General features: G+C 38.2%; 10 protein-coding genes. All 10 read right to left on the bottom strand.

Annotated features, from left to right (window positions below):
- Position 1: 1 nt before the first annotated feature.
- The 10 genes from CH365_RS17265 to mraY all read right to left on the bottom strand — a co-directional run bounded on the left by CH365_RS17265 (position 2) and on the right by mraY (position 13,289).
- Complete coding sequence (locus tag CH365_RS17265; RefSeq protein ID WP_100769786.1) at positions 2 to 1,000, bottom strand: lysylphosphatidylglycerol synthase transmembrane domain-containing protein; 999 nt, start codon at positions 998 to 1,000, stop codon at positions 2 to 4.
- 88 nt (positions 1,001 to 1,088) lie between these two features.
- Positions 1,089 to 2,996 carry an asparagine synthase-related protein gene (locus tag CH365_RS17270; RefSeq protein ID WP_100769787.1) on the bottom strand — a complete coding sequence of 636 codons (1,908 nt, stop codon included), beginning with the start codon at positions 2,994 to 2,996 and terminating at the stop codon, positions 1,089 to 1,091.
- 147 nt (positions 2,997 to 3,143) lie between these two features.
- Positions 3,144 to 4,427 carry a polysaccharide pyruvyl transferase family protein gene (locus tag CH365_RS17275; RefSeq protein WP_100769788.1) on the bottom strand — a complete coding sequence of 428 codons (1,284 nt, stop codon included), beginning with the start codon at positions 4,425 to 4,427 and terminating at the stop codon, positions 3,144 to 3,146.
- Complete coding sequence (locus CH365_RS17280; RefSeq protein WP_100769789.1) at positions 4,390 to 5,598, bottom strand: glycosyltransferase family 4 protein; 1,209 nt, start codon at positions 5,596 to 5,598, stop codon at positions 4,390 to 4,392. Before CH365_RS17280 ends, CH365_RS17275 begins: the two co-directional genes overlap by 38 nt.
- A 79-nt stretch (positions 5,599 to 5,677) precedes the next feature.
- On the bottom strand, positions 5,678 to 6,649 hold the full coding sequence (locus CH365_RS17285) for a glycosyltransferase family 2 protein (RefSeq protein ID WP_100769790.1): 972 nt from the start codon (positions 6,647 to 6,649) through the stop codon (positions 5,678 to 5,680).
- Positions 6,650 to 6,776: 127 nt separating this feature from the next.
- The gene (locus CH365_RS17290) at positions 6,777 to 8,399 is read right to left on the bottom strand and encodes an LA_3751/LA_3752 family putative glycosyltransferase (protein ID WP_100769791.1); all 1,623 of its coding nucleotides are present in this window, start codon (positions 8,397 to 8,399) and stop codon (positions 6,777 to 6,779) included.
- A 147-nt stretch (positions 8,400 to 8,546) separates the two neighbouring features.
- Entirely contained in the window at positions 8,547 to 9,956 is a 1,410-nt protein-coding gene (gene murC, locus CH365_RS17295; protein WP_100769792.1) for a UDP-N-acetylmuramate--L-alanine ligase, read from the bottom strand.
- Complete coding sequence (locus tag CH365_RS17300) at positions 9,956 to 11,032, bottom strand: UDP-N-acetylglucosamine--N-acetylmuramyl-(pentapeptide) pyrophosphoryl-undecaprenol N-acetylglucosamine transferase (RefSeq protein WP_100769793.1); 1,077 nt, start codon at positions 11,030 to 11,032, stop codon at positions 9,956 to 9,958. The genes murC and CH365_RS17300 overlap by 1 nt, the downstream gene beginning before the upstream one ends.
- The gene (locus tag CH365_RS17305; protein ID WP_100769794.1) at positions 11,029 to 12,180 is read right to left on the bottom strand and encodes an FtsW/RodA/SpoVE family cell cycle protein; all 1,152 of its coding nucleotides are present in this window, start codon (positions 12,178 to 12,180) and stop codon (positions 11,029 to 11,031) included. The genes CH365_RS17300 and CH365_RS17305 overlap by 4 nt, the downstream gene beginning before the upstream one ends.
- Positions 12,177 to 13,289 carry a phospho-N-acetylmuramoyl-pentapeptide-transferase gene (gene mraY, locus CH365_RS17310; protein ID WP_100769795.1) on the bottom strand — a complete coding sequence of 371 codons (1,113 nt, stop codon included), beginning with the start codon at positions 13,287 to 13,289 and terminating at the stop codon, positions 12,177 to 12,179. The genes CH365_RS17305 and mraY overlap by 4 nt, the downstream gene beginning before the upstream one ends.
- Positions 13,290 to 13,353 lie beyond the last annotated feature (64 nt).

Raw genomic sequence — 13,353 nt, forward strand, 5'->3', positions numbered from 1 at the left:
TTTACTTTTTTAAATCCGTATTCGAATGCATGAAAAATCTCCAGATTTCGAAACAAGCCCCAATCAACGCGATCAAAATTTGGATAGCAAAAATCAGAAGAGAAAAGGTAACTGCAACGGATTTATCAACTCCCAAATAGCCCATCAAATAGATATGCCCTAATTCACGAACCCCTAGACCGCCTACGGTAATCGGCAATGCGCTTAAGGTCAAGACTATGGACCTTATCCAACCCATATCAATATAATCCATTTCGATCCCAAGTCCGAAACCCAATACGGATGAGCTAAGTATAAAAATCAAATGAGCAGATAGATAACCGAAAAACATTAAGACTACGGAACGATTTCCTAATTTTTGATATACTTGGATAGCTTCCTCAATTTTATCTACCCTCTTTGCGACAAACTGAGGAAAATGATCCCGAGCAAATCTAAACATGAAGCCAAATAATCTAAAAACTTGAGGGGAGAGAAACAATACGATCAATGCAAAAAACGCCATAGCTAATACACCGATCAATGGTATTGAATTTTTTAAGACGTCCGGAATAGTATTAATCTTGATAAGAAAAAATACAAAGGTACTAAAGGTGATAAAGAAAAGTTGAACTATCTTTTCAAAAAAAATAATGGATGCTGCTTCCCAACCTTTCCCTTTCTCCGGCCCTCTGTAACGGAACCATCGAATACCGGAACTGATTACTTGAGGCAATATCATAACGTAAAGCCTCATAGAAAAATTTATCTTTATAGATTCCCAAAGCGAAATATCAATTCCGCTTACCCTTAAAGCACGATTCGTAGTCATTGCAGGAATCACGATAGAACAGATTGTACTTAAACAAAAAGAGACTATAAATAAAGGAATGCTAAACTGTAAAAATGCCTTCCATGCCGAAGCAAAATCCACAGTAAGGAATACGTAACTACCTAAAGCGATCGCAAATAATATTCTAAGGAAGAAAAATAAGTAACTTTTTATATGTTGAAGTTTCATCTACCAAACGATTGTTTTTGAAAAATGTAAGTTTCGAATATAGATCTTGAAACTAAGTTATTATTCACTTTTATTTGCAGAGCTAAATTCAAACTTTTGTCCTTAATTTCGCGAAGGAAGAATAAGTAGCGAGAAGAGAAAGTTCATGTGTAGTGATCGTATCCGAAGAAATTCTATTGCGATAAAATTCCTCGATAGATTTTTCTTTAAAAAGATTATTTAGATATTTCGGATTCACTCCGAAAGGACTATTTTCAAGAATCAATTTGGATATATCATCCTTCAAATATCTCTTATACCAAACATCAACGGGAGCATCTACCGCAGCGACTTTCTTTTGGTATATAATTTCCTCTGGAAGATATTTTTTCGTTTCTGCCATCAAAGAAAGAACGTACTTACCTATTTTAGAATTCTTGGTATTCTCTTTAGGTCTAAGCATAGCGTCAGGGATCCTCATCGCAAAGTTTTTCAGAATCGGATGTATATAAGGTCCCTGAATTACCAAACTATTTGTGTCCGAAGTCCCAATAATTTTTGCTTTATTTGGGGATTGTAACGCTTTCCCAAGATAAGCTTTTCTATCGATAGAAAGATTAGATCCTGTTTGTAATAATTTCGTTAAGATCATCTCATTCGTTTGATCTGAAGAATTTTTCTCTCTTCTTAATAACCTTACAGAAGATTCGTCAAAAATCCTAAAATTAATAAACCCGCGCAAATCGGATCTAAACATAGAATTTCGGAGTAATCCGACCAACACACGACTTGGTCGGCCGGTTAATAATTCGACTCTGAATGTCTCCATCAACTTAATTACAGAGCCGATCAAAAATTTAGGAATTAAACGGTTAATAGACTTAACCCAATGTGCAACAAAATGTGTTCTCGGATAACCCATAAATGCTACATCACAACCGTCTCCGGTGTATACGAAATCGTTTCCGTCTTCCTTGATCCTTTTTCCAAGATGATTTGTCTGCACTAAGTAGTTAAGCCAATTCGTAGGGTAATTAAAGTTTTCGGAAAAATGATTGAGCCCATCTAAGATGACCTTTTCATCCACTTTGATCCAACTATGCTTGTTTCCTAAAAACTTAGAGAGGGTATCAGTATGAGGCTGGTTAAAACTCTCATCCTCATAAAAAAAACTGTATGTGTGAACCTGTTTGCCTAATCGAGTCAAACCGGAAGCTACGAGCGCAGAATCAAAACCTCCTAGTAAAACGGCTACATTCTTTTGTCCGGAAGGGACTTGCGCAGCTAATGAAGATAAGAATGTTTCGTCCAGCCGATCCACCATTTCCGTTAGAGATAAACTCTCTAAGTTTTCGAAAACTTGTACAGGCTTAGTCAAAAGTTTATATGAATAACTATTAACTCCGTCCGCGATCCCCGTTTCTAAAAACATTCCTGTAGGAACGACTTCAATTCCCTCATAGACCGTTTTTGAAAAAGGAATAAATCCGTATGTCAAAAAGAAATCTTCGTAAGTCTGGTTTATCTTTACGGCTTGGCCGATTACGGCAACGGAGCTTAAATGTGTTCCGAATAAAAATCGATCTCCTTCGTCACAAACGAACCAAGATCTCATCCCAGTAGAATCCCCTAAAAGGAAAACTTTGGATTCATTTCGATTATCAATAATTGCTAAACTAAATTGCCCGATCAATTTACCTAGATCTGCTACCCCGTTCTTCAGATAAAAATCTAGTATATATTTAGCTGAAAGCTCCGGCGTTTCTAAATCAAAACCGCTATATGAATCTTTCCAAATTCCATTAATCGGTCCAAGAAAAGCAACATGTACATCAGATTCAGAATATTGTCCTGAAAGAAATCTAGATCCGATAGCAGAAGAGAATAATTCAACTTGAGGTTTATCTAGAAGAATTTTAGGAGTCTGACCGTGATAATTGGACAACCGTTCTTTGATGGAAGTATGCCCATCCTTCTTTACGGAATTTTTGTATAAACATCCGCACAAATATTCCATGAAACCCCTCGTTCCGATCCAATCTTATTTATGACTTTTGGTATCGGAAATTTCTATTTTACTGTTTATCCAAGCATCCCATTCTATCCTAGGTCGAGCATTTTTCAACAGAAGGCCTAAAAAAGGATTTAATCTTTATCAATAATACTAAGAGAGAAGTTCTTTGATCTTTACAATATTCTCTTCTGCGACTGACTTAATTCTTTCGTTCGATTTGGATATTTGAGAAGCGATCGTTTTCCTTTTTTTGTACATTGTTAGAATGGACTCATTTAACTTATCCATATCCAAAGTTTCGATCGGATGAACCCAATCCCCCAATTCGAATTCTCTCATGATTCCAGGAGTTTTGTGACTATAAGAAATTGCAATTATAGGTATCCCAACGGAAAGGGCTCCGATATTTGCATGCATCCTCGCCCCAACAAATAGACTAAACTGCGAAATAATTCGTTTAATTTCTTCAGGTCTATGATTTCCAGATAATACAAACCCTGATTTTTTATTTTTCATTTTAGAAAATATTCTCTTCGAAAGATTACGATCATCTTTTGTCTCGGAGGGTCCGGTAACATGACTTACAAAAACAACAAAAACTTTATGTGTCTCTATTAATTGGTCCAACAAGGAAGCGAATTCGTCTTCAAACTTGCCTTTGACATCATGTCTCGCATCGTATTTTTTTTGAATGATATCACTTACAGAAATTCCAAGTATGATACGGTCTTTCGGAAGAGATAGACCTTCTTCCTTTAAAATCTCTTTTGTTCTTTCCAATTTAGCGGGTTCAAGCAAGAACGCTACATCCGCAGTCTTAGATAATTTGGATTCTGAAAGCCCAAAACGTTTCATATATTCGTAAGAAATGGACTCCCTAACCGTAATACGAGAAACTTTAGAAAAGATATATTTGGCTAAAAATGTAGTTAATCCGAAAGGACCGATTGACTGAGCACAAAGAAAAACTTTCTTTCTAAGAAAGATCGACATTAGAATCGGAATAAAATGCGAATACGCTACATGCGGCCCGTAATCTTCAGTTAACATATCTCCACTTAGATCTATGACTAAGTCTGCATTTAAAATAGCCTTACCTTCATCCGATAAGATCAAAAAAGAAAATTTACTTTGTGTTGCTTTTGGAAGAAGAGAATAAATAAACGCCAAAAATAATTGAATACTTGCCCGAATCAGTTTTCTTCGCTGAGAAAAGACCACTTCGAAATCGGAATAGAACGCCTTATCAATATTAGGAAAAGGAGAAGAAATTTGAACAGTGGCGCCTAACTCCTTTCGGACTCGATTCGCCACACTTAGTTCCATGGCTGCATCCCCTTTATTTTCAGAGGAGTATGTTCCAATCAAAAGAACATTAGAATTACTGAATGCTTCCTTATTTAATATTTTTTGTTTTGGCACTGCTCTTTTCATTTTTTCTCCGTGGATCGATTGGGGTAGAGCTTGTATTTCCTTTTTTAAATTCAAAATCGAATTCCAGGATTTTTGAAGCCATGCTCTCCCAGGTGAAATTACTTCTAAAATTTCGGATTGATGGTCTCATGTTTTTTAAGGTCTTTCGAGAAAGTGTTGCTATCCTTTCCGCAATCAAATCGGAATTTCCTGCTTCAATTAAGAAACCCGTCTTCCCGTCGAGGACTGTATCCAAAAATCCTCCCACTTTGGTGGCCAATATAGGCTTTTCATAATGATATGCGATAGTTGCAACTCCACTACCGGTGGCAGAACGATATGGTAAAACTACTAAATCGGCACGATGAAAAAATTCAGATACAGAACTTTCATCCGTATATTCCAAATGAAATTCGACATTCTTTAGTCCCAATCCAGCGGAATAAGAAATTAATTCCAGCGGCTCCTTCCAGGATTCACCCACCACTGTCAAATGAACTTCCGGATCATTCAATTTCGCCAAAGCCTGTAACAAAAGATCCAATCCCTTATAAGGGCGAATGAAACCGAAAAAGAGGAGCTCCAATTTTCCTCGAGGTTTCAAAATTCCCTTCGGAGCCGGAAATTGTTGGTATATCGGATGAGGATTTTGTAATATGATTTTGTCAGAAAATAAAGAGTTTAATATGTTTTTTTGTTCAGAACTATGAACCAAATAACCGTCCGCGTTCTTAAGTAAGATTTTCGTAATAAACTTTTTCAAAAATCCGGAATCATGATCGAATAAGTTATGGCATAAAAAAACAGTCTTGATCCCTTTTCTACGTAAACGAGAAGAGATAAAAACGAAACCAGGAGCCCAAAACAAGGTCCACCAGGAGAAGACAGCAAGTGTACATCCTTTCTCCGCAACTAAATCCGCCGCCCGAATTAAAGAGAGAGGATTAAGAGCATCTAGAATATAAGATACATTTTTTAATTTTTGCCCTTTGAAGAAAGGATCTATATCCGTTTTTCCAGGATACAAAAAACTAGGATATTGCCTATGAAAGGAAACTGTAAATAAATCAGATTGTTTTTCTAAAACTTTACTAAGCTGTGCAGTGTATTGGGATATACCCCCTCTAAAAGGAGGCATTGGTCCGAACAAGGCGATCTTAGGTTTATCTCGTTGAACCTTTTTCGCATTCATTCTCAAAAACCTATTTCAAATTATTCGAAAAAATATATTGAACTTTTCGATTCCAAGTCGGCGAGGAAAACAAATCTCTTCACTTCTTTACTTTTGTAGTCTTCGGTTGATTAGAAGATCGAAAAGTTCTCTTCTTCTCATAATACAAAATTTCTTCGTTTAGTTTTCGGTTCATCCCGACCAAAAACGCCAGGATCGCGGAAACCAAAAATAATCCAGATATAATCACTAACACAACCGCGAATAATAGTGATTGCACATGCCCTTTACCAATTCCCAAGAAGAAAAAGATCAAAAACCGGATCGCTATCGCCAATGCTGGAATGAAAGTTGTAATCGCGAGAACCCCAAAAAATTGAAAAGGTCTATAAATAATCAATAATCTTACCAAAGAGGTTCCCGACTTCCACATATGTTGGAAAATATTTTTAAAAAGTCTAGATTTTCTAGTCGGGGGGTTCGTGCGAATTGGAATAGATGAAACTGTTAAATCCATCTTCACTGCCTGAACAATTGTATCCAAAACATAGGAAAACTTAGTTGTTATGTTTAATCTTAGAAGGCTTTCTTTGGAATATGCTCGAAAGCCGGAAACGGTATCCGGTATGTCAATTCCGATTAGAGTCCTAACAACCAAGTTCCCAAACCATTGAAGGATCTTTTTTAAAGGAGAAAAATGCTCCACCTTCCAAGGAACTCTGTTCCCAATAACTATGTCCATAGAACCCGCCATCACTGGAGCGATCAGTTCAGGAATATGAGAAGAAGGATATTGGTTGTCTGCATCCGTATTTACAAAAATATCCGCACCACTTTCCAAGGCGGCTTCTACTCCGGACTTGAATGCTCTGCCCAGTCCTAAGTTTTTTTTATGAGAAATAATTTTACAACCAAATGAAGCAGCAATCTCAGAAGTGCGATCCGTGGAACCATCATCCACGACCTGAATTTCGATTATTTTTATGCCGGGAATCTTTCTGGGAATTTCACTCAATACTGAAGCGAGAGTCTTTTCTTCATTATAACAAGGAATGTTAATTACTAGTTTCATTCAATAAATTTCAGGCTTGTACCAGTTAAATTCATATTCAAATATAGTCCAATAATATTTTAAGACCCCCTTTTTTCCAAAAAGGATCCTAAAATAAAACCCAAAGTAAATCGAGGTGGATTACAAACTAACGAGACTTTTCGTCGGTACTTTTTGTGCTGAAAATATAAGCCGTATAATAATGAGTTTCCTTACTTTCAACAAACGTAGTTGAGTTGGTTAAGTATTTCAGGAACTCTTCGGTATTCGTTTTCCCAAAATCACGATACGAAATTATATGAGGAGTTATATCCTTCAATCTTTGGGAAAACGAACTGATCTGCCCTCCTTCCATTTTTCGCTCTATATCTTCCGTTTGGTATTTGGTAACTAAGTAAACAATTCGTTTTTCTTTACCGGACTTGAATAGTCTCTCTGAAAGAGATTCCGCTTCATCCAAAGTATTAACAAAGAAACAAGGAGTACTAAGCGAAAGGCGCCCGAAATGACCGCCGATTATATAACTACTCGTGATTAAAAAATCTGGCTTTAATTGTGTAAATTCTTCCGAAAGGTTTTTAATCTGTTTATAGGAAGCACGAATCATCTGCAAGCCCCTAAAAGTGGCCCAGAGAGAAACCGTTATAAGTACAAGTAATATAGCTATATTAAGTTTTTGATTTGTATTTTCGAACTTTCTTCGATACCAGCTATCCAGTAAGAATAGTCCCGGAAAAATCGCTAACGATAAGTATCGTGGGCCCCAGCTAACAAAAGCCTCTGTATTTACCGAGAAACTTAATGTCGGAACGAATATCAAGATCGTTAAGATTAAAACCCTCTCACGAATCGAAAGGGTATATTTTGAAAAAAGAAGATCAAAGAAGACCCAAAGCAAAATTGGCATATATCCAAAAAATCCCAATTTCCAATAACCTAAAAAAAACAACACGAATAGCTGCTTAAGTTTAACGATTACATCCCAGTAGGTCTTACCACTCACAACAAAACGGGGGCCAAATAGATTACCGTAGGCAATTTCATTAAAAATGAGAAAGATAATAATCGGAATCGCTATACCAATTGCAAATATCCCGTTACCTTTCCAAAAATCCTTATTTAAAATTTTCTTATATTCAACGATCGCAATCGATAATCCCAAGACCGGTATAAAAATAAAAGGTTCCAGGCGAAACCATACGGTCATTCCAAGTAAGATGCCTCCCAAAAAACGTTCCCGAAAATTCCACCTTAAATCTGGATCCCTAAAATAGAATGAAAGTCCTGCACTGGCAAATAATAAGAATAAAGTATTTTCACTGTATTCCATTGAATATAGGATAATAGGAGTGCAAAGCAGCGCAAAAAAAACGGTAAAGCGTGTAGGTTTATAAATAATTTGGAATATTACTATAGAAGCTAAATAGAGTAAGATACAAAAAGGTACAAGGGAAGAAGTTCCAAATAAAAATAATATCGGTGCAGATATCGCAGCAAACAAAACGGAATATTGCCCCCAGTAACCCCCTTCAGGTTTCCTTACCAGAAACATCCGATTTAAATGAGATCTGTATTCCGGGTCCCATTGTTTACCTGGATAAAAGACTTCCTGATCCCTGAAAGAAGAGGCTAATAATCCTCGCGCTTGGAGTAACTTGAGACCGGAATCAGAATTAAATCCGTCATTAGTTGGAATTGAAATAAAAAAATAGAGAACGAAGGCAAGAGGAACAATCCAATATCCTCTTTTTAATATGAAGTTTTTAAACAATCCAGAGCTCCATAATAAAATATCGTCATATATACTTCTCTACCTAACTTTATTCCAAGTGAGTTTTTATTCAATATAAAATAAAAGTAAACCAGATTGGCATTTCTTTATCGAAAAAATAAATTTCTTTGACGAGAATTCGGAAAATTATGGGGTATCGGTTTTTTTCAAGAGTTCCAGTCCCCAGTCCCGAACATTCCCCGCTCCGAGACTTACGAATACATCTCCGGGTTTGAGCACTTCTTTCAAAGTGGAAAGATCAATTCCAAGATTGCCAGTGAGAATTCTGGGTCTTATCCTCATTTTATTTGCAATGAGTTCGGAGGAAACTCCTGGAATCGGGTCTTCTCCTGCGGAATAGATGGGGAGAAGTAGAACAGTCTCGACCTGGTCCAAACTTTTAGCGAAGTCCTGGTATAAGTTTTTGGTGCGAGTATACCTATGAGGTTGGAATAGGATTACCGGTTTTCCCCGTCCTCCGGATAACTCTCGGATAGAAGAAAGTACTGCTTGGACCTCAGTGGGATGATGTCCGTAGTCATCATAAATATCCACACCATTCTTGTTTCCGATGTACTCTAATCTGCGTTTAACTCCTGCATATTCAGAGACAGACTTAGCAGCTTTATCGGGATCGGCTCCCAAAGAATAGGTGGCGAGGACTCCTGCGAGTGAATTCGTGAGATAATGTTTCCCGGGAAACCTGGATGTGATTTCAAATTCTTTTCCGTCTAGAATGAAGTTCAGCTTCTTACTTTCTATTTTATAATGTACTAAATTTCTAAAACCCGCAGACTTAATATTCGATTCTGTAGAAGAAGTGAACCCGAAAATTTTAGATCTATCCTGTATTAACTCCAAACAATCCGATATACCAGGATCATCTATATCCAAAATCACTGTTTGAGTTCCGGAAGAAATAAATCGAGAGAATGCTTCCAATAACTTCTCCCGAGTATGATAGAAGTCCAGATGATCCTCATCTATATTCGTGAGGATACGTACCTGTGCATTATGATTTAAAAATGTACCATCGGATTCGTCCGATTCAAAAACTCCGATCTTACCGGATGAAAATCTTCCACCTACTCCATTCAAAAAGGAAACATCCCCGCCCACCATTACAGAAGGAGAATATCCTAAATCATTGAGGATATGAGAAGTCATCGCAGTGGTCGTAGTCTTTCCGTGAGAGCCCCCCACTGCTATGCAGGTAAGATGTTCAAAGCATAGATGTAAAACTTCCGATCTATGAAAAAAACGGATCCCTTTTTGCCTAAAAAAAGAAGCGATAGGATGAGAATCCAAACGGATCGCAGAAGAATAGATAGCAGAATCATATTCAATATTCTCTCCGAGATCGGAAAGTTGGGAGAATATTTTTACTCCCTTCTTCTCTAAGTTATCGGTAACCTGGCTTTTTTTTCCATCATAGCCGGAAACTTGAAACCCTGCATCCGCCAATATATGCGCAAGGCTAGACATACCGGAGCCGCCAATCCCAAGAAAAAAGGGTTTGGAAAATCCCAATCTTTGCTGGATAGACCCGCTTTCCATTATTTTGTATTATCGAAAAAGAAACTAACCGTTTCGGTTGAGGCTTCTACATGAGAACATTCTAATGATCTAATAGACATTTCGTTCAGTTGTTCCGGATTTTGTGCAAAACTGTCCAAGATACGGAACAATTTACTTTCGTCCTCGTCTCTTTGCTCCAATAAAGCTGCTGCACCATTCGCTTCCATATACTTGGCATTCGCAGTTTGGTGATCATCTTTTGCGAACGGATAAGGGATCAGGATCATAGGAAGAGCATAAGCCGCGCATTCGGAAAGAACTCCAGAACCGGAACGAGCAATTACTAGGTTAGCCCAATCGTAGTGTTCTGCCATATTATCCGAATAAGAGATCAGATCCGCGTCTTTTGTTTTTTTAGAAACCTCGTCGTAGAGTGCTGTCCCGGTAAGCATTCTAAAACGGAATCTTTCCTGGATCACCTCGTGTTTCATCAGGTTGACTACCATATTATTGATCTGCCTTGCTCCCTGAGAACCACCCATTACTAAAACATTAAATTGTTTTTTCTTTTTAGGGTCCCATTTTTCGCTGAACTTTAAAGCAAGTTTAGGAACAGTTTTAGATCTTAGAGGATTTCCCAATATTTCCCAAGTGCAGGAGACTTTTGTATCCTTGGGAGGAAAACTAAATGCGACCTTATCCGCAAATTTGAAAAATATCCGATTCACTTTTCCAGGAATACAGTTCTGTTCGCATAAATACAATTTTTTACGAAAGACTACCGCGTAAAGAAGTGCAGGAACGCTTGAATACCCACCCATCCCGATCACTGCGTCTACACCCAATTGCCTGAACTTGATCCAAGACTTTAGAAGTTGGAATATATATCGAAAAGGTAATAAAAGAAAATTTCCGGAAAGAGAAGGAGTATTATGCCAAAGCACTTCGCAAGGAGCCTGTTTTAGATCCGGATTATCCTTATTTCGGATAAGAGAATGTAGAAAAACGTCAGAGATACCTAAAGAATCTTTTCGATCCACAAGACTTTCTGCGAGCGCGACCCCAGGAGAAATATGGCCTCCGGTCCCTCCGGCTGCGATTAAAACCGATCTCATACGCCTATGTTTTCTCGTCTCGTTATATTGACAAGGATTCCGAAGGCGGCTAAAACCACAAGAAGAGAGGATCCTCCGTAACTCATAAACGGCAAACTGATCCCTGTAATCGGAAAAAGCCCCGTCACCACATAACTATTGATAACGAACTGGGTCCCTAAAATAAATAATAACCCCGCTCCTAAATAAAAACCGAACGGATCCTCTACTCTTTTGAGAAGAACATACACTCTGGAAAGAAGTATCATCACCAAAGCAAAGAAAAATACGAAACCTATAAACCCGAAATCCTCGACATACGTTGCAAGAACAAAGTCAGTATGACTGTAAGTTAAGTATCTATGTGCATATCCGCTAGCTAATTTATTTCCAAACCAGCCTCCATCCAGAAATGCTCTAAAAGAAGTTACCAACTGATGACCTTCGTCGTAGCGAAAACGATACGGATCCAGCCAGACTTCCATCCTTTTTCTTCTATAACCTACTTGGCTGATCAGAAGATATGCCAATGGAAGAGAAACCAGTCCTACAAGAAGAAGGTTACGGACCGGAAACCCGAATAAAAATACGAACGCAATCACCACGAATAAAATTTCCATCGTGGTCCCGAAAGCAGGTTCTGCTAAGATCAGAATCAGGACAGCAAGTAATAAAACTGCAGGAAGAATGAATCTTTTGGGATCCCGATTCTCTTTTAATTTCAACTTCACCATGAGAGAAGATAGATAGATCACCACTGCTAATTTCGCTATCTCGGAAGGTTGTAATTGGTAAGGTCCGATTCCGATCCATCTATGGAAATTTCTTCCATAATAAGTACCTACTGATTTTCCAATGCCAGGAATGAACACCAAGACTAATAGAAGGACACTAATAACAATTCCGCCTAACGCGAATTTTTCCAAACGTTTATAAGGAAAATTTGCAAAGAAGAAGAACACCACAAGGCCGATTATGGCCCAGGCCAATTGTTTTTTTAAAAAATACTCGGAGTCTTGGAATTCTCTCCATGCTGTAACGGAAGAGCTGGAATACATTACACATATTCCGAAAAGTAAAAGAAAGAATACGGATCCTACTAAGACAAGATCAAAGGGGGAACCGGGAGATTCCCAAAAATTTTTGAACTTTCTCCCGAGAGCCTTCATTGTATTTTCAAACTAGATAAAGAGATGATCGCAAGAATAATAGCTGCGATCCAGAAACGGATGACCACCTTGGTTTCAGGCACTCCTCCCAATTCAAAATGGTGATGTAGAGGTGCCATTCTGAAAATTCTCTTTTGAGTCAGCTTGAAAGAACCTACTTGCAGAATTACAGACAAGGACTCCGCCACAAAAATCCCACCCAAAATAATAAGTAGGATCTCCTTCTTCAACATCACGCAAGTTAATCCAATCGTAGCGCCTAAAAATAAAGATCCGGTGTCCCCCATGAACACTTGGGCAGGATGGCTATTGAACCAAAGGAATCCGATTAATGCTCCTGTCAAAGCAGCAAGGAAGACACTATATTCGTGAGCATGAGGAAGATAAGGAATATTCAAATAATTTGCAGCAACAGGTGTTCCGGAAACATAGGCGATCAGTCCCAAAGTTCCAACTACGATCCCCGCAGTTCCACCCGCGAGACCGTCCAAACCGTCGGTCAGATTAACTCCATGAGAAGATCCTAATATTACTAAAATAGAAAATGGAATCGCAAAATAACCCCAGGACAAAATTGGTCCCTTTACGAAAGGCAAGAATAGATCCGTCAAATGAAATAGAATTTTGCCTGTAGTCCCCTTGGGAGCTTCTCCAGTAGAATACAAGAACACTCCACAGAAGATCGCAGCTAAAACTACGGAAGCGGCAAATTTAGTGCGAGCTCTCATTCCACCCTTGATCTTTTTTACGGATTTCATATAGTCGTCAATGAACCCCAAAGTAGCAAAAGAAACGGAACAAACGAGTAGAAGAAGAATATTCGAATTTTTTAAATTCCCCCAAAGAAGAATGGATACGACTAAAGCGGATACGATCATCAGACCACCCATCGTAGGAGTTCCTGACTTGGTGCTATGGGATTTTGGACCGTCGTCCCTTACACTTTCTCTAAATTTTAATCCGTGCAAGAAATCGATCACCCTTCCCCCGAACCAAAAAGTCAGGAACATGGAAGTTAATCCGGCCATCAAAGCCCGAACAGTTACATAGCTGAAAAGTCTTAAAGAATCTAGATCTTGGAAAAATCTTTCGTATAAAAAATAGAACATATCGTTTCTAGGAAGACAGATTCGCCCACGCCGAGCACGAGTAAACGTAAAAAAGAAAATCCTC

This window comes from Leptospira neocaledonica, from assembly GCF_002812205.1.
GTDB classification, from domain to species: Bacteria; Spirochaetota; Leptospiria; order Leptospirales; family Leptospiraceae; genus Leptospira_B; species Leptospira_B neocaledonica.